The organism is Pseudooceanicola sp. (genome assembly GCF_041987405.1).
Taxonomy (GTDB): Bacteria; Pseudomonadota; Alphaproteobacteria; order Rhodobacterales; family Rhodobacteraceae; genus Pseudooceanicola.
The window spans coordinates 636,725-654,532 of record NZ_JBHIWR010000002.1; the positions used below are offsets into that span (position 1 = coordinate 636,725).

At 65.0% G+C, this 17,808-nt stretch carries 17 protein-coding genes; 9 read left to right on the plus strand and 8 right to left on the minus strand.

All coding sequences use genetic code 11. The features are described 5' to 3' along the window. Positions 1–5: 5 nt before the first annotated feature. Positions 6–752 (minus strand): transcriptional regulator FnrL, encoded by a 747-nt coding sequence (fnrL, locus tag ACFC2Y_RS07900; protein WP_375173804.1) that lies wholly within the window; start codon positions 750–752, stop codon positions 6–8. Between the two features lie 66 nt (positions 753–818). On the opposite strand from fnrL, the gene hemN reads away from it, so the two are divergent. Further along, positions 819–2,174, plus strand: a complete 1,356-nt coding sequence (gene hemN, locus ACFC2Y_RS07905; RefSeq protein WP_375173803.1) for an oxygen-independent coproporphyrinogen III oxidase — start codon at positions 819–821, stop codon at positions 2,172–2,174. Positions 2,175–2,240: 66 nt separating this feature from the next. Continuing rightward, positions 2,241–3,062: a PhzF family phenazine biosynthesis protein gene (locus ACFC2Y_RS07910; RefSeq protein ID WP_375173802.1), complete on the plus strand. Its 822-nt coding sequence runs from the start codon at positions 2,241–2,243 to the stop codon at positions 3,060–3,062. Between the two features lie 175 nt (positions 3,063–3,237). Here ACFC2Y_RS07910 and ACFC2Y_RS07915 read toward each other — a convergent pair whose 3' ends face one another. The 6 genes from ACFC2Y_RS07915 to ACFC2Y_RS07940 form a co-directional block, all read right to left on the minus strand. Beyond that, positions 3,238–4,572, minus strand: a complete 1,335-nt coding sequence (locus ACFC2Y_RS07915; protein ID WP_375173801.1) for a S41 family peptidase — start codon at positions 4,570–4,572, stop codon at positions 3,238–3,240. A 5-nt stretch (positions 4,573–4,577) separates the two neighbouring features. Next, entirely contained in the window at positions 4,578–5,723 is a 1,146-nt protein-coding gene (locus tag ACFC2Y_RS07920; protein ID WP_375173800.1) for a murein hydrolase activator EnvC family protein, read from the minus strand. After that, entirely contained in the window at positions 5,720–7,237 is a 1,518-nt protein-coding gene (gpmI, locus tag ACFC2Y_RS07925; protein WP_375173799.1) for a 2,3-bisphosphoglycerate-independent phosphoglycerate mutase, read from the minus strand. Before gpmI ends, ACFC2Y_RS07920 begins: the two co-directional genes overlap by 4 nt. Positions 7,238–7,701: 464 nt before the next feature. Further along, complete coding sequence (rlmH, locus tag ACFC2Y_RS07930) at positions 7,702–8,172, minus strand: 23S rRNA (pseudouridine(1915)-N(3))-methyltransferase RlmH (RefSeq protein WP_375173798.1); 471 nt, start codon at positions 8,170–8,172, stop codon at positions 7,702–7,704. 15 nt (positions 8,173–8,187) lie between these two features. After that, positions 8,188–8,550: a ribosome silencing factor gene (gene rsfS, locus ACFC2Y_RS07935; RefSeq protein WP_375173797.1), complete on the minus strand. Its 363-nt coding sequence runs from the start codon at positions 8,548–8,550 to the stop codon at positions 8,188–8,190. Between the two features lie 175 nt (positions 8,551–8,725). Next, complete coding sequence (locus tag ACFC2Y_RS07940) at positions 8,726–10,051, minus strand: mechanosensitive ion channel family protein (protein ID WP_375173796.1); 1,326 nt, start codon at positions 10,049–10,051, stop codon at positions 8,726–8,728. Positions 10,052–10,168: 117 nt separating this feature from the next. Here ACFC2Y_RS07940 and ACFC2Y_RS07945 point away from each other — a divergent pair, with 117 nt between their 5' ends. From ACFC2Y_RS07945 to ACFC2Y_RS07970, 6 genes are all read left to right on the plus strand, one after another. Then, positions 10,169–10,573: a hypothetical protein gene (locus ACFC2Y_RS07945; RefSeq protein ID WP_375173795.1), complete on the plus strand. Its 405-nt coding sequence runs from the start codon at positions 10,169–10,171 to the stop codon at positions 10,571–10,573. Positions 10,574–10,793: 220 nt separating this feature from the next. Further along, entirely contained in the window at positions 10,794–12,197 is a 1,404-nt protein-coding gene (gene leuC, locus ACFC2Y_RS07950) for a 3-isopropylmalate dehydratase large subunit (protein ID WP_375173794.1), read from the plus strand. Next, a complete protein-coding gene (locus ACFC2Y_RS07955) occupies positions 12,197–12,889 on the plus strand; it encodes a DUF429 domain-containing protein (protein WP_375173793.1) in 693 nt (230 codons plus the stop codon). Before leuC ends, ACFC2Y_RS07955 begins: the two co-directional genes overlap by 1 nt. A gap of 244 nt (positions 12,890–13,133) precedes the next feature. Continuing rightward, a complete protein-coding gene (gene leuD / locus ACFC2Y_RS07960; RefSeq protein WP_375173792.1) occupies positions 13,134–13,739 on the plus strand; it encodes a 3-isopropylmalate dehydratase small subunit in 606 nt (201 codons plus the stop codon). A gap of 296 nt (positions 13,740–14,035) precedes the next feature. Next, positions 14,036–14,878, plus strand: coding sequence for a hypothetical protein (locus ACFC2Y_RS07965; protein ID WP_375186424.1), 843 nt, complete (start codon positions 14,036–14,038; stop codon positions 14,876–14,878). 113 nt (positions 14,879–14,991) lie between these two features. Continuing rightward, a complete protein-coding gene (locus tag ACFC2Y_RS07970; protein ID WP_375186428.1) occupies positions 14,992–15,903 on the plus strand; it encodes an endonuclease/exonuclease/phosphatase family protein in 912 nt (303 codons plus the stop codon). On the opposite strand, the gene ACFC2Y_RS07975 is transcribed toward ACFC2Y_RS07970, so the two are convergent. Further along, positions 15,864–16,766, minus strand: a complete 903-nt coding sequence (locus ACFC2Y_RS07975) for an epimerase (RefSeq protein ID WP_375173790.1) — start codon at positions 16,764–16,766, stop codon at positions 15,864–15,866. The genes ACFC2Y_RS07970 and ACFC2Y_RS07975 overlap by 40 nt on opposite strands. 102 nt (positions 16,767–16,868) lie before the next feature. On the opposite strand from ACFC2Y_RS07975, the gene ACFC2Y_RS07980 reads away from it, so the two are divergent. Then, positions 16,869–17,780, plus strand: coding sequence for a LysR family transcriptional regulator (locus ACFC2Y_RS07980; RefSeq protein ID WP_375186425.1), 912 nt, complete (start codon positions 16,869–16,871; stop codon positions 17,778–17,780). Positions 17,781–17,808: the final 28 nt, after the last annotated feature.

Sequence of the window (17,808 nt, forward strand, 5' to 3'; positions counted from 1 at the left end):
TTCGATCAGTCCAGCAGCCCGCCGTCGCTGTCGTCGCCCGCCTCCGCCAGCAGGCGATCCATGTCGGGCACGACCACGTGCCGCTTGCCCTCCAGCTCGATCACGCCATCCTTTTTCAGCGCGGTCATCTGGCGGCTCACGGTTTCCAGCGTCAGGCCCAGGTAGTCCGCCATGGCCTCCCGCGTCAGCGGCAGGTCAAAGGTGACCCGCTCGCTCAGCTTGCCCATGTGCAGCGAGGTGTCGCGCCGCCCGATGATCGCCAGCAGCGAGGCGATCTTTTCCCGTGCGGTCTTGCGCCCCAGAACCAGCATCCACTCCCGCGCGGCGTCCAGCTCGTCCAGCGTCATCTGCAACAGGCGCTGCGCGATGTGTGGCGTGGTTTCCATCAGCTGTTCGAAGGGCTTCTTGCGGAAACAGCACATCACCAGATCGGTGGTCGCGACCACGTCATAGGCCGCCTCGGCCCGGCCCGGACGCCCGACGAAATCCGACGGCAGCAGCAGCCCCACCATCTGGGTCCGTCCATCTTCCATCGTCTGGGTCAGCGAGGCGATGCCGGACACGACGGAGCCGACGAATTCCATCCGGTCGCCCGACCAGATGATCCGCTGACCGGCTTCGTAGCTGCGGTAATACTTGATACCTTCCAGCAACTCCAACTCATCCGCATCACACCGCGCGCAGACGGCACGGTGGCGGATGGGGCATTCCGCGCAATCGTGGAATGTGGCCGTTTGATCTTTGACTAGCATATGTGACTTCGCGCGCTTGATCTGCGTCAAGGCAACCGGCCTGACGCTGCCCCTAAAGCTAAGCTCATGATCGGCAAAACGCAACTTCAGCGGCTGGGCCTCTTCGACGTCAAAGTGCCGCGCTACACCAGTTACCCGACCGCGCCGCATTTCGACGCCTCGGTCGGGGCGGGGCAGTTCGAGACCTGGGTGGGTGCCGTGCCCGAAGACAGCGAAATCTCGCTCTATATCCACGTGCCATTCTGCCGCCGCCTGTGCTGGTTCTGCGCCTGCCGGACCCAGGGCACGCAAAGCGACGCGCCCGTCGCCGCCTATCTCGAGGTCCTCAAGGCCGAGCTCGCGCTGCTGCGTCGGACCCTGCCACAGGGCGTCCGCCTGGCGCGGCTGCATTGGGGCGGCGGCACGCCAACCCTGCTGAGCCCCGCCATGATGCAGGATCTGCTTGGCGCCATCGCCGACCTCGCCCCCTTTGCCAAAGGGTACGAATTCTCGGTCGAAATTGACCCGAACGAGATCGACGAGGCGCGACTCGCCGTGCTGGCCAGGGCGGGAATGAACCGCGCCTCCATCGGGGTGCAGGACTTCGATCCCGACATCCAGGCCTGCATCGGCCGTGAACAGGGTTACGAGGTGACCCGTGATGCCGTTCAGGCCCTGCGCGCGGCCGGGGTCTACAGCCTCAACGCCGATATCCTCTATGGCCTGCCGCACCAGACCCGGCTCAAGATCACCGACTCGGTCCAGAAGCTCCTGTCGCTCTCGCCCGATCGCGTGGCCCTCTATGGCTATGCCCATGTGCCCTGGATGGCGCGCCGTCAGTCGATGCTGCCCTCCGACGCCCTGCCAACCCCGGCGGAGCGGCTGGATCTGTTCGAGACCGCGCGGCAGCTTTTCGTCTGGGACGGTTATCAGGAGATCGGCATCGACCATTTCGCCCTGCCCGGGGACGGCCTCGCCCGGGCGCAGACGGCAGGTCGGCTACGGCGCAATTTCCAGGGCTATACCGACGATCCATCCGACGTGCTGATCGGGGTCGGGGCCTCCTCGATCTCGCGCTTCCCGCAGGGCTACACCCAGAATGCCCCGGCGACCTCGGCCTATATCGGGGCGATCCGCGACGGGCGATTCTCTGCCCTGCGCGGCCATGCCTTTACTGGCGAAGACCGCCTGCGCGCCCGGATCATCGAGGCGCTGTTGTGCGATTTCTTCGTCTCCACCAAGGAGCTGGTAGCGGAGTTCGGCCTCACCTCCGACGGCGCCCGCGCGCTCTTCGAAGGGGCCAATGCCGCTTTCGATCATCTTCTGAGTGTCACCCCCGCCGGGCTGCAAATCCCGCCCGCGGCCCGGCCCCTGACCCGGATGATCGCGCGGTATTTCGACCGCTACGACAGCGCCGACGCGCGCCATTCCTCGGCCATCTGACAGCCGGCTTGCCTCTGGCGACCGACCGGGCCACCTTGCCGGAATGACCCGCAAAGGACCGGCCCCGTGACACAATATCCCTTCTCCCAGCTCGATGTATTCTCCGCCCTGCCGCTCAAGGGCAACCCCCTGGCCGTCGTACATGACGCCGCCGGGCTGAGCGAGGCGCAGATGGCCGCCTTCGCCAACTGGACGAACCTTTCGGAAACCACCTTCCTGTTGCCACCGCCCGAAGGCGCGGACTACGGGCTGCGCATCTTCACCCCTTCGCGGGAGTTGCCCTTTGCCGGACATCCGACCCTCGGCTCCTGCAAGGCCTGGCTGGAGGCAGGCGGGCAGCCGAAGAGCGAAACGATCCTGCAGCATTGCGCCGCCGGGATCATCCCGATCCGCCGCGATGGCACGCGTCTGGCCTTCCGCGCCCCGCCCCTGATCCGTTCCGGCCCGGCGGAGGAGGAAACCCGCGCGCGCATCCTGGCCGGGACCGGCATTCCGGCGGCGGCGCTGGAGGCTGTGGAATGGATCGACAACGGCCCCGGCTGGTGCGGCGCGCTGCTGCGGGATGCGGAGGTTCTGCGCGCGGTGGTGCCGGACTATGCGGCGCTCGGCGGTCTGAAACTTGGCCTCGTTGCCCCCGCGCCCTCCGGGGCGGAGTGGGACTTTGAACTGCGCGCCTTCACCAGCAGCTACGAGGACCCGGTGACCGGGTCGCTCAACGCCTCCGTCGGGCAATGGCTGTTGCGGACCGGCGTGGCCAGCGGCGATTACATCGCCGCCCAGGGCAGCGCCCTGGGGCGCGACGGGCGTGTCTATGTCACGCAGGACGGCGGAGAGGTCTGGGTCGGCGGGGATGTCGCGGCCTGTATCCGGGGGACGGTGGAGCTGTAGGGGCCCGCCTCCGCCGCACCAAAGGTGTGCCAAAATAGACTGGCACGCCTTTGGCGTGACGGGCGGAGCTTTCACGCCCCCTCGCGGGACATCGCTGCGCTAAGCGAAAAAAACCGGGACCGTTGTGGGTCGCTCAAGCGAAAAGGCCGGGGCACAGCCGCCCCGGCCCAAACCCCTACGGCTTCAACGCCACCAGCCCCTTCAGGATATCGACCGCATAGGCCAGCTGATAATCCTCGTCGCGCAGCTTGGCGGCCGCGTCGGCGGCTTCGCGCTCCTCTTCGATCTGCCGGACCTCGTCCTCGGTCAGGCTGTCGTTGTTCAGCGCCCCGCGCAGGTCCGCCTCCGACCGGTTGCGGCGGGCCGAGGAGGTCTCTTCCTCCTCTTCGGCGTCAGGCGCGCGGCGCGGTTGGGCGACCACAATGTCGGGCGACACGCCAAGCGCCTGGATCGATCGGCCAGACGGCGTGTAATAGCGCGCCGTGGTCAGGCGCATCGCGCCGTCCCCGCGCAGCGGCATCACCGTCTGGACCGACCCCTTGCCGAAGGACTTGGTGCCCACGACGATGGCGCGGCGGTGATCCTGCAGTGCGCCCGCGACGATCTCCGACGCCGAGGCCGAGCCGCCGTTGATCAGAACCACGATCGGCTTGCCGTTGATGATATCGCCCTCGGTCGCATTGAACCGTTCGCCGTCTTCCGGATTGCGGCCCCGGGTGGATACGATCTCTCCCTTTTCCAGGAAGGCATCCGCCACCTTGATCGCCTGGGTCAGCAGCCCGCCAGGATTGTTGCGCAGATCCAGAACCACACCGTCGATCTTGTCCAGACCGCCGGCCTCTTCGATCTGCTTCTCAAGCCCCTCGGTCAGGTTGGGCGTGGTCTGGTCGTTGAAGGTGGTCACGCGCGCGACGACCGCCTTGCCCTGGGTCCGCACCCGCGCGGCGGTCAGCTTGATCGTGTCGCGGATGATCGACACGTCGAAGGGTTCCGTCTCGCCCTCGCGCACGATGGTCACCACGATTTCCGACCCGACAGGCCCGCGCATCAGATCGACCGCCTCGTCCAGGGTCAGACCAAGCAGGCTTTCACCGTCGACATGGGAAATGAAATCCCCCGCCTCGACACCGGCCTCGTCCGCCGGGGTGCCATCCATCGGCGACACGACTTTGACAAAGCCCTCTTCCTGCGTCACCTCGATCCCCAGGCCGCCGAACTCGCCCCGCGTCTGCACCCGCATCTGCGCCGCGTCATCGGGCGACAGATAGCTGGAATGCGGATCGAGGGATGTCAGCATCCCGTCGATCGCCGCTTCGATCAGCTCCGAAGGTTCCACGTCCTCGACATATTGCGCCCGGATCCGTTCGAAGATGTCCCCGAATAGGTCCAGCTGTTCATAGACATTGGCGTTGCGGCCGCTGTCCTGCGCCAGAAGGGGCGCGGCGACCTGCGTCGATGCCAGCAGGCCTGCCGTCACGCCGACGATTCCTGCCACGATGTGCTTTTTCATGTGCCTCATTCCTCGATGCCGCGAAACCACGCTGCCGGGTCCTGCGGAGAATTGTCCTGTCTGACTTCCATATAGATCGTTTCGCTCCGCCCATTGCCAGAGCCCTCTTGCGTTCCCGCCACCGAAAGGACCGCCCCGAGATCCGGGTCCGCCCCCCCCATGAGCCCGATCGGCGCGCCCGCGGGCAGGATATCACCGGAGGCACCATAAACGACGTCCAGACCGGCGAATACAAACAGTATCCCGCTTTCCGGTTCAAGGATGATCACATTCCCGAGGTCGAGCAGCGGCCCGCGATACCGGATCGTCGCCGCCGTGGGCGAGGTGACAAGCGCCCGGGGCCGCGTCGCCAGGACCACGCCCTGCCGGGCGATCCCGGCGGCATCGGCCTCTCCCGCGCGGCGCAGCAGACGGCCCTGGACCGGCAGGGGCAGGCTGCCCTTGCGCTCTGAGACCGATGGCAGGTCGATCTCCCGCTCGTCTTCGGCAATATCCGTCAACCCGGAGGCAAAGGCGCCAAGCGTCTCGGTCGAGGCGATCAGCAGCGCGGTCTTGATCGGATCCTCGCTGAACTTGCGTGGCAGGTCGGTGCGTTCCGCTATCGCCTGGCTCAGCTCCGTCCTGGCCTCCTGCACCCCGCGCAGCCCCTCGGCCAGGGTCGTCGCCGCGCTCTCCTGCAGCTGGCGCAGCACCCGCGCCTCGTTCAGTTGCGCCCGCAGATGCGCCGCCCGCTGATCCAGCGCGCGCGAGACATCCGCCACGATCATCGCCGACCGCGCCGTACCGACCGCCCCCGACGGGTGCAGGAACACCACAGGCGTCTGCGTTCCGCCCATGGCCTCCAGCGTGCCCAGCAACCGGGCAATCTCGTCATCTCGCGCCGCCAGATCCGCCGAGAGCGCGGCCTCCCGCGCCGATACCTGCCGCAGCCCCTCGCGCATCGCCGCCAGCCCCTCCTCGAAGGCGCGGGTCGTTTCGGTCAGCGCCTCGACCCGGTCCGGGGCGTTCTCCGCCCGGTCCAGCATGCCGGTCGCCTCCTCGATGGCAGCCATGGCCGCGCGGGCCGCCTGGGCCGTCTCCCCCTCGGCCCGTGCCACAAGGGGCAGGGCAAGCGGGGCCAACAGGCAGCACAGGCGCAGCAGGCGGATCATGCGATCAGGCTTTCCCCCGTCATCTCGTCCGGTTTGGGCAGGTCCATCAGCTCCAGCAGGGTGGGCGCCAGGTCGGCAAGCCGCCCCGGGCGCAACCTTGCACCCGCAGGCCCCCCGATCAAGGCCACCGGCACAAGGTTTGTCGTATGCGCCGTATGTGGCCCGCCGGTTTCTGGATCGACCATGACCTCGCAATTGCCATGATCGGCGGTCAGCACCATAGCGCCCCCCGCCTTCTCCAGCGCCGCGACGACCCGGGCCAGCCCCCGATCCACCGCCGCACAGGCCGCCATCGCCGCCTTCAGGTCGCCAGTATGGCCCACCATGTCCGGGTTGGCGTAATTGGTCACGATCAGGTCATAGCCCTTTTCGATCGCCGCCACGAAACGGTCGGTGACCTCCTCCGACGACATCTCGGGCTGCAGGTCATAGGTCGCCACCTTGGGCGACAGCGGCATGTAGCGATCCTCGCCCGCCTTCTCCACCTCGACCCCGCCGTCGAGGAAGAAGGTCACATGCGGATATTTCTCCGTCTCGGCCAATCGGAACTGGGTCCTGCCCTGTTTCGCCACCCATTCGCCAAGCGTGTTGACGATTTCCTGCTTGGGATAGCAGGTGGTCATATAGGCACTGTGGGCCTCGGAATAATCCACCATGCCAAGCAGCCCGGCCCAGGCGGGCCGCGCCCCCGTGTCAAAGGCATCAAACCCCGGCTCGCCCACGGCGCGCAGGATCTCCCGCGCGCGGTCGGCCCGGAAATTCAGACAGAAGAGGCCATCGCCATCCCGCGCCCCCGCGTAATCGCCGATCACCGTCGGGGTGATGAATTCATCCGTCTCGCCGTTTTCATAGCCCCGGGTCACGGCGGCATGACCGGTGGCGGCATGCGGACCATCGCCCCGCACCATCGCGCCATAGGCCTCCGCCACCCGGTCCCATCTGTTGTCGCGGTCCATGGCGTAATAGCGGCCCGACAGGGTGGCGATGCGGGCATTGTCCGGCAGCGCATCTTCCAGATCGCTCAGATACCCATAGGCCGATTTCGGCGCCACATCGCGCCCGTCGGTCACCGCGTGAAAAGCCACCGGCACCCCGGCCCCGGCAATGGCGGCAATGGCGGCCTGGATATGGGTAATATGCCCATGCACCCCGCCATCCGACAAAAGCCCCATGACATGGGCCGTGCCCCCCGACGCCTTCAGCCGGTCGATGAAGTCATTCAGCGCGGCGTTTTTCACAAAGGACCCATCCTCGATCGCCAGGTCGATCTGGCCCAGGTCCATCGCTACCACGCGCCCCGCCCCGATATTGGTATGGCCGACCTCCGAATTGCCCATCTGCCCGCGCGGCAGGCCGACATCCGGCCCATGGGTGACAAGCGTGGCGTTCGGGCAGGTCGCCATGATCCGGTCATAGGTCGGCGTCTCGGCCAGATAAGGCGCATTGTCCTGCGTCCGCTCCGAAAGGCCCCATCCGTCGAGAATGCAAAGGACGACGGGTCTGGGTGTGGTCATGATGCTGCTCCGGCCTGTGTCGCGGCCTGTTTAACGGGGAAGGGGACGCGGGTGAAGGCAGGTTTCGTCGCGGGGGCGGGGGGAGAGTGTGTCAGCCGTTCTGACTAATGTGGAAGGTTCCTACGCAAGCTCTTGTGCAGTCGGACGTCTATTGGCTTCAGTCTTCGAAGATTTTGTCGCCACACTGATCAAACGCACCGCCCGGCGGCAACGCCGGGCAGCGCCGACCCGCCCCCCAGGGCGGCGCTTTCGCGCCACCCTCGGGTCGGTCGCTGCCCTCGGCAAGGACTTGATCCCGTCGAGAACCACACGAAACAGAACGGCAGGGGGAGAGTGTGTCCCCCACCTCGCCCCGTCATCCCCGAGCTTGACCCGGGGATCTCCCACGCCAGGGCCATCCCCCATGGCAACAGGCCCCCCAAATCAAATCCGGTGACGACGCCCGCCCATCCGACACGCGTCCCTCAAACCCTATGATAGGGCGACCCGGCCAGGATCGTCGTCGCCCGGTAGATCTGTTCCGCCAGCATGACCCGGGCCAGCATATGCGGCCAGACCATCTTGCCGAAGGACAGCTTCGCATCCGCCCGCCCCCGCAGCGCCGGGTCGATCCCGTCCGCACCGCCGATGACAAAGGCACAGTCCGACACCCCTTCGTCCCGCCATCCGGCGAGGAGGTTGGCAAACTCCGGCGATGTCATGAGCTTTCCGCGTTCATCCAGGGCGATGATCCTGGCCCCGCCCGGCAGGGCCTTCTCCAGCAGTGCGGCCTCTGCCGTCCTGCCGCCGCCCTTCTTGTCTTCGACCTCGGACACCGTAGCCGGGCCCAGACCGAGGGAGCGGCCCGTGCGACCGGCACGGGTCAGATAGTCGTCAATCAGATCGGCCTCGGGCCCCCTGCGCAGGCGCCCGACGGCGCAGATCGTCAGCTTCACCCGATCAGGCTCCGATCACGCCTGGTTGGCGTCGGTTCCGGCGGGCATCCACATCTTCTCCAGCTGGTAGAAGTCGCGGACCTCGGGGCGGAATACGTGAACCACCACATCGCCGGTGTCGATCAGAACCCAGTCGCCGGTCTCCTTGCCCTCGATCTTGGCGGTAAAGCCGAACTTTTGCTTGATCCGGTCCACCAGCTTTTCCGAGATCGCCGCAACCTGGCGCGTCGAACGCCCGGAGCAGATGACCATGAAATCACCCATGGAAGACCGCCCGCGCAGGTCGATCTGCACGATGTCTTCGGCTTTGTCGTCATTGAGGGAGGTCAGGATCAGCTCAAGGAGCTCTGCGCTGATCGAGCGGGATTGCGCCGTCATTCCGGCGCCCTTGGTAGCGGCGCTCGCCGCAGCAAGTTCAAGTGACAGGACATTGTCCTCCTTGTGACGCGCCGACCAATGTCCCGGCGCTGGACGTACCTCTAAAATAACATCGGCCCGATGTCATTTCAATGAAACAGACCTGTGCCGTGCGGGCAACGCGGGTAAGCGCCCGTCAATCCGGCACTTTTGCAGGGTCGTTCAGCATCCGGACCTCGCGCTGCGGGAAGGGGATGGAGATGCCGTTGGCCTGGAACGCATCCCAGAGCGCCAGGTAGACATTGCCGCGGATATTGGTCAGCCCGCCCGTGGGATCGCGGATCCAGAACCGCAGGATGTAATCCACCGAACTGTCCCCGAAGCCCACGATATGGCAGACCGGCGGCTTGTTGCTCAGCACCCGGTTGACGCTCTGTGCCGCCTCGATCGCCACGCGCCGCACCAGGTGTGGATCGTCGCCATAGGCCGTGCCAAAATAGATATCGAGCCGCACGAAATCGTCCGAATGCGACCAGTTCACCACCTGCCCGGTGATCAGATCCTCGTTCGGGATCAGGTACTCCTTGCCGTCCCGCGTGACCACAGACACGTAACGCGCCCCCAGCGAATTGATCCAGCCAAAGGTCTCGCCCAGCGAAATCACATCCCCCGGCTTCACCGACTTGTCGAGCAGGATGATCACCCCCGACACGAGGTTCGACACCACCTTCTGCAAACCAAAGCCGAGACCCACGCCGATCGCGCCCGACAGCACCGCCAGCCCGGTCAGGTCCACCCCCACGGTCTTCAGCCCGATGAACAGCGCCATCCCGTAGAGCAGCATCTGCAGGAACTTCACCACCAGCACCCGCATCGAGGGGCTGATATCCTCCACCCGGCTGATATTCGCCGCCGACGCATGGCTGAGGAACCGCGCCAGGGTGAAGAGGGCGGTCAGCAGGACGATAGCCTGAATCACCATCCACAGCGTCAGATGCGTCTCGCCGATGCCGATGCCGATGCTGCTGAACAGCGCCTGCGCCTCGTCGGTCAGACCCAGAATCACCAGCGTCACCCAGATCCAGCCGCCCAGCCGGACAACCGCGCGCAGCGCGTTGTTGGCGATGATCCGCGTGGCCAAGGCAATCACCAGCCAGGCAAAGGCCAGGCTGCCGATCACCGTCAGCAGGTAGGAGCGTGAAGGCCAGGTGAACTCCCGCATGATCCAGATGACGGGCCAGATCAGCGCCACGAAGACGATCAGCCGCATCCGCTTGTGCACGATCAGCGCCGCGCGCAGCCGCCACTTGGGCCAGCCGTCGCGCGCCCGCAGCCAATCGTGAAAATGCCGCCCGACGTAGCGCGACACCAGCAGCGCCAACAGGATCAGGCCCAATGCGATCAGCAGCTGATAGGCGTTCCAGGGCCGGACCAGTCCGCTGACAAAGGCCTCGCCCTGCAGCCAGATGTTCTGCGCTATGTCATGTGCGGCCTGTTCCGTCGTGTCTGTCTGTGTCGCCATGCCACCTCCGCCCGCAGGTATCTTTGACACCGGCTGCCGTCCTGTCCACCCCCGGCTGCGTCACAAAGCTGGACATAAGATATGCTCAATATTAACCTTTAGTGGCTGGAGACCCCCATGCAGTACGAGCTGCTGACGTTAGACGCTGACCGCGCGCTCCTTCTTCGGGTGATTGAAACACCGTCGCTGGAGCGGGCGCAGGTCCTCAACACAGCCATGCTGGCCGACCTCTCGCGCCTCGGTTTCGCGCGTCTTCTGGTCGATTGCCGGGAACTGGAGCGCAGCGATTTTCAGGCCTCTGATGTGCGCGGACTCCTGCATCACCTGGACAGAAGCATCGCCCGACACGCCGCGGCAGGTCAAACCCCCGACAGGCTGCGCATCGCCCTGCTCTCCGATGCCGACACCTTCGGCCATGGCATCGCGCGGATGACCGTGGGCCATGCCTATGGTCTGCCACATCTGCAGGTGCACCATGCCACCGATCGGGACGCCGCCCTGAACTGGTTGCGCCAGGCGTGAGCGCGGCATGCGTCCCGCTCTTGCGGGAAACCGTCCGGAGTAGTATCCCATCCGCCATGACACGGATTTTCGACATGGACGACCGCGCGCGCCTGCCCTGGCGCTTCTACGGTGCCGCCCGTACGGTGCTGGCCTCTCTATGACCCGCGCCCCGTGTCCGTTCGTGCGGACGCACCCCGAGCCACGTTTCCAAACCAGCTAAGAACGGGAGAGGACCGCCATGTCCCCCAAAACGCTCTATGACAAGATCTGGGATGCCCATGTCGTCCATGAGGACGAAGACGGCACCAGCCTCCTTTATATCGACCGCCACCTCGTCCACGAGGTGACCAGCCCCCAGGCTTTCGAAGGCCTGCGCATGGCTGGCCGCAAGGTCCGCGCCCCGGAAAAGACAATCGCGGTTCCGGATCACAACGTGCCCACCACGCTCGACCGCGCCAAGGGGATCGAGAACGAGGAATCCCGCATCCAGGTCGAAGCCCTCGACAACAACGCCAAGGACTTCGGCGTGCATTACTACCCTGTCTCCGACGTCCGCCAGGGCATCGTGCACATCGTCGGGCCGGAACAGGGCTGGACCCTGCCGGGCATGACCGTGGTCTGCGGCGATAGCCATACCGCCACCCACGGCGCTTTCGGCGCGCTGGCCCACGGCATCGGCACGTCGGAGGTGGAACACGTTCTGGCCACCCAAACGCTGATCCAGAAGAAGTCCAAGAACATGAAGGTCGAGATCACCGGCAAGCTGCGCCCCGGTGTGACCGCCAAGGACATCACCCTCAGCGTCATCGGCGCAACCGGCACCGCCGGCGGCACCGGCTACGTCATCGAATACTGCGGTGAGGCGATCCGCGACCTGTCGATGGAAGGCCGGATGACCGTCTGCAACATGGCCATCGAGGGCGGCGCCCGCGCCGGCCTCATCGCGCCGGACGAAAAGACCTTCGACTACGTCAAGGGTCGCCCCCATGCGCCCAAGGGCGCCCAATGGGAAGCCGCGCTGAACTGGTGGAAGACGCTCTATTCCGATGACGACGCCCAGTGGGACAAGGTCATCACCATCAAGGGCGAAGACATCGCACCGGTCGTCACCTGGGGCACCTCGCCCGAGGACGTGCTGCCGATCGACGCCGTGGTCCCCGCACCCGAGTCGTTCAAGGGCGGCAAGGTCGACGCCGCCCGCCGGTCCATCGAATACATGGGCCTGACCCCCGGTCAGAAGCTCTCGGACATCGAGATCGACACGGTCTTCATCGGCTCCTGCACCAATGGCCGGATCGAGGACCTGCGTGCCGCCGCTGCGATCCTGAAGGGCAAGAAGATCAAGGACGGCCTCCGCGCCATGGTCGTTCCCGGCTCCGGCCTCGTCCGCGCCCAGGCCGAAGAAGAGGGCCTCGCCCAGATCTTCCAGGACGCCGGTTTCGAATGGCGCCTCGCGGGCTGCTCCATGTGCCTCGCCATGAACCCCGACCAGCTGGCCGAGGGCGAGCGCTGCGCCTCCACCTCCAACCGGAACTTCGAGGGCCGTCAGGGCTACAAGGGCCGCACGCACCTCGTCTCTCCGGCCATGGCGGCGGCGGCGGCGGTGACCGGCAAGCTGACGGATGTGCGGGAGATGATCTAATGCGGGTTGCCGGAGTGGATGGCTATAAAGGCGGCTGGATTGCTGTCGTTATCGACTCCGGCAATTTCAACGATGCGCAAGTGCTGTGGAATGAAAGTCTGGAGAGTCTGATTCAGTCAGGTGGGGTGAAAACGGCTGTCGTCGATGTTCCAATTGGACTGAGCTCTAAACCGGAAGGTCGCAACGTTGAGGCAGCAGTGAGAAAGCTTCTCGTTGGTAAGTCCTCATCGGTATTCAACAGCCCTTGTCGACAAGCCTTAGCTGAACAAACCTATGCTGAAGCGTCTGAAATGAACTATTCCGTCAGCGGGAAGAAACTCTCAAAGCAGTCGTGGTCGATATTCCCGAAAATCGTCGAGGCAGATATCCTCGCACGGAAATTGGGGCAACACGTTATCCGAGAGGGCCATCCCGAAGTTTCATTTGCGGTGTTGAACGGTGCTCCGATCTTTGCAGGCAAGAAAACCTCCGCTGGACTTTTTGCGCGGATCGGTCATTTGGCAAAATTAGGTTTTGATCTGGTTTCGGTGTCGTCACAGTTGCCTGCGAACCATGCCGCAAAAGCCGATGACCTAGCCGATGCTGCAATCCTGTCCTGGTCGGCGTTGCGCGTATCAAAGAACGAACATCAATCATTTCCGATAGCCCCAAACCGAGATGAACTGGGGCTGGAAATGGCTATCTTGGCTTGAACAGCACGTAGGGTGGGGTTTTACCCCACCCCGACCAACCGAAGGATAATTCCCATGGAAACCAACGCAAATCCATCCGCACTCATGGCGACCACCCCGCCGTGCGACCGGATGCCCCACCGTACGCTTACACAAAATTAACCTTAACCAATCGTTAGGATTCGGGAGACCCGCAGACCGACAAGGCACCGACGTAATACCGACGTGCCACCGATGCGGTTTCCCGCGGTCAGGAAGGACCAAGATGGAAAAATTCGAAAAAGTATCCGGCATCGCCGCGCCCATGCCGCTCGTCAACATCGACACCGACATGATCATCCCCAAGGTGTTCCTCAAGACGATCAAACGCTCCGGCCTCGGCGTGAACCTCTTCGACGAGATGCGCTATGATCGACAGGGCAACGAGATCCCCGATTTCGTCCTCAACCAGCCCGCCTACCGCGAGGCGCAGATCCTCGTCGCGGGCGACAATTTCGGCTGCGGCTCCTCGCGCGAACACGCCCCCTGGGCGCTGGCGGATTTCGGCATCAAGGTGATCGTCTCCACCTCCTTCGCCGACATCTTCTACAACAACTGCTTCAAGAACGGCATGCTGCCCATCGTCCTCCCGCAGGAGCAGGTGGACGTGCTGATGAAGGATGCCGAGAAGGGCGCCAATGCCCGGATGGAAGTCGACCTGGAGGCGCAGACGATTTCAACCTCCGATGGAGAGACTTTCTCCTTCGAGGTCGACAGTTTCAAGAAGCATTGCCTGCTCGAAGGGCTCGATGACATCGGCCTGACGCTGGCCAAGGCCTCCGCCATCGACACCTTTGAGGAGAGTGCTTCCCAGGCCCGTCCGTGGGTGTGATGACACATTCCGTCAGGCGACCGATAATCGCGGCGTCTATGGCAACACATCAAACAAACCACAATATTTAGTAAAAGGGGGCCTCTTGGTCCCCTTTTTGTGCCCCGATTGATGCAAGAACGCACCAGTTAGGCCAAGGAATCGCCTGATTTTCAGCCTCTTATGGGAACACGTCTTGAGCGCACGGCGCGAAGGCGGCAAGAATGGGGCAACAATGAGGCACCGCAAATGCGGCATCAAGTTGGGATACAGGGGCGGCAACGTATCACCCCGGACCAGTTTGAGGGGAAAGAGCAGTGATCGTCCGTCTGACAGGTGCGTTTTTACGTGCCCTCTTGATCGCATTGGCGATCGCCACTCCATCGTTACTCCTGCCCGATGTCGGGACGGATACGGCGCAGGTCGTGGTGCTTGTTGCCCTCGCGGCCGGGGCCTTCACCTTCGCCGAATATTACTGCCAGTTCCCCTCGATCCTCGAATTCCGCTTCGCTCCGCCGGTGAACCGCCTGCGCTATTTCACCATGTTCATCATGGTGCTGATGCTGACGGTGCATTTCTCCGGCGCGACATTGGAAACCCCGATCGCGATCCTGTTGATGAAACTCGCCAGCCTCATGGCCCAGGCGGTGGATTTCCCCTTCTCGCCGGTGCGGCTGGTCATCCTGTCCCTGCCCGCTGACACGACCGCGGAAACCGTCGCCATGGTCCGCGACGCCGCTGGGATCGCCTATGTGCTGGCGCTGGCCGGGCTGGTTGCCTTTGGCCTGCTGGTCCGCATCTACGCCTGGCCGGTGCGCTACGGCGCCTTCAACGTCTGGATCAACCTCCCCCTCTTCGACCCGACCGGCGGCGGCGATGTTCTGACCCGTTTGAAACGCGATGCGGTGATTAACGTCGTTTTAGGCTTTCTTCTGCCATTCTTGTTGCCAGCATTCGTGAAACTGGCAGGGGCGCTGGTGGATTTGTCGGTGATCGGCAACCCGCACACCCTGATCTGGGTGATGACACTATGGGCCTTTGTTCCGGCCAATCTGATCATTCGTGGCGTGGCCCTGTTCCGCGTGGCGGACATCATCGAAGAAAAGCGCCGCCGCACCTATGCGGAGGCGAGCAGCGAGGACGGGCTTCAAGCCGTCTGATCCTTTTCCTTGTCCTTCTGCTATGCGCCCCGACCGCCGGGGCCGAACCGCTGCGCCTGGCCTTCTGGCATACGGAGCTGTCGCGCAAGGGGCCGGGGATACTGCTTGCCGATATTCTCAAGAGGGAAGACCAGATTGGCACCGTCGTGGATACCATCGCGGCGGCCCGGGCCGATGTTCTGGTGCTGGCCGATCTCGATTATGACCACGGCCTCGCCACGCTCACGGCCCTGCGCGATGCCATTGGCGCGGGCGGCGGTCCCGACTACCCCCATCTCTTCGCGCCCCGGCCCAATACCGGGATCGACACAGGCCTGGACCTGAACGGCGACGGCGAGTTCGGCTGGGCGGCGGATGCACAGGGCTACGGACGATTTGCCGGGCAAGGCGGGCTGGCCGTGCTGTCGCGATTTCCGCTGGAGCCGGGGCCGGATCACTCCACCATGCTCTGGCGCGACATCCCCGGTAGCTTGTTGATCGACCATCAGGGGCGCGAAGGCGCCAAGGCCATCGGCGCGGGGGTTCAGCGCCTCTCCTCGACGTCGCATTTTGAACTTGGGGTCCGGACCCCCTCGGGCCAGCCCCTGACGATGATGATCTTTCACGCCGGTCCCCCGGTCTTCGACGGGCCGGAGGATCGCAACGGCCGCCGCAACCATGACGAGGTCCTGTTCTGGAAGCACCGGCTGGACGGGGCCTTCGGCCCGCCGCCCCCCGCGCCTGTCATAATCGGCGCCGCCAACCTGGCCCCCGCCGGAGGGGATGGCCGCGCTCCAGCTATTAACGCTTTGTTAACTGATCCGCGCCTGACCGATCCGCCCGCGCTGCGGGGCCTGCCGACGGTCGATTGGCCCGACCCGGGGCCGGGGGCGCTGCGCGTCGATTACATCCTGCCTTCTGCCGATCTGACCCTGGGCGCGGCAAAGGTCATGACGGCCGACCCGAAGGCCAGCCGCCATGCGCTCATCTGGGTGGAGATCGAGGATCACGCCACCGCCGCCACCCGACCCGCGGCGGGCAACTGATGGGCCAGGGCGCAGCGCAGGGCGACCGACTGCGGTGTCGGGGTGAACTCCGGGGCAAGCGCCTGCAGCTTCGCCCCGTCGATCTCATGCGGCATGTCCCAGAGGTAGCGCATCTCGAACACGCCCCCCAGCACCGGCATCACCGGTCGCAGCAGGTGCAGGATCCACCAGGCAAAGGGCTTGGCCCGCACCGGCCGGTTCAGGGCCGAGCCGATCGCCTCGGCCAGCTGCGCACCGCTGAGGGTGTATCCCGGGAAAGGCACATCCTCGAAGGTGGCCAGATCTGCCCGCCGCTCTGCCAGCAGCACCGCCGCCCGCGCCGCGTCGGGCAGATAGGCCCAGGCGTGGGGAATGTCCCGCGGCCCCGGGTAGGCGATCGACCCGCGGCTGGCCCGCGCGGTGATGAACCTGTCGAACCAGTTGCCGCTGGGTTGGTCGTCGATGAAATCCCCGCAGCGCAGCAGGATCGTTTGGACCCCCGCAGTGCGATACATCTCCTCCATCTCGATCCGGATTCGGCCAAGCGGGTTGGCCGCGCGATGCGGGGTCTCCGCCCCCAGTATCTGCGGCGACCCGGCACCGTAGACGTAGATATTGCCGGGCAGGATGACCGTGGCCCCTTCGGCCTTGGCGACCGCGATCACCTTACGATGCATGGGCAGCAGGTCCCGCGCCCAGGTGTTGTAGCTGGCGGGGTGCCAGCCCATCACGATCACCTCCGCCCCTCGGGCGGCAGTGGCCAAATCATCCCGCGCCCGGTCAAAGCGGCGCACGGTCCAGCCGCGCGCGTCGAAGGCCCTGGCGGCGTGCCGCCCGAATTTGCCCGTCGGGCCCAGAATCAGAACTGTTTTCTCGGTGCTCATGTCGATGTCTCCTTGTCTCTGACATCGAGAATGATCTATTCATTATCATAAATAAATTGACCAAGAAGGTTGATTGGGTATTCAATATTGAATGGGTATGGCATGGTGAAAGAGGCGGAGACCCTGGACTGGTCTCTCTGGCAGGCCTTCCTGGCCGTGGCCGAAACCGGATCCCTGTCGGCCGCAGCCCGGCGGCTGCAGCAGTCGCAGCCCACCCTCGGACGACAGATCAGGAAGCTGGAGGACAACACCGGTCTCGATCTCTTCGCCCGGCAGCCGCGCGGCCTCGACCTGACGGACCATGGACGGGCCCTGCTGCCCGCCGCACGGCGCATGGCGGAGGCCTCCGGCCAGATTGCCCTCGCCATGGCGGGGGAGGAGCGGGGGCTGACCGGCACCCTGCGGATCACCGCCTCCGAAATCGTGGCCTATCACCACCTGCCGCCTATCCTGGCCCGGATGCGCGCCGAGGCGCCGGAGATGACCGTGGTCCTGCTGCCGACCGACAGCAGCGAGAACCTGTTGTTCCGCGAGGCCGATATCGCCATCCGCATGTACCGGTCGGATCAGCTGGATATCGTGACGCGCCAGATCGGCACCCTCTCCATCGGGGCCTTTGCCGCCCGCAACTATCTGGAGAGGCGTGGCATGCCGACCACGCCGGAGGAGATCATGGAGCATGACCTGATCGGCTTTGACCGCGCCGACCTGATCCTGCGCGGCATGCGGCAGATGGGTCTGACGGTCGACCGCGACAGCTTTGCCCTGCGCTGCGACGATCAGGTGACCTATTGGGAACTGGTGCGCGCCGGAAATGGCATCGGCTTTGGCCAGCATGCGGTGGCCGCCAAATGTCCGGAGGTGGTGGAACTGTTTCCCAACCTGCCCATCCCGCCCCTGCCGGTCTGGCTGGCTGCGCATGAGGCAATGCGGCGCACCCCGCGCGTCGCCCTCGCCTGGCGCATCCTGGAGGAGGAACTGGCGCCGATCCTCGGCCCCGTCGCACGGGGGTAGCCACGCCGGGGCGCCAGTCCGCGGCCAG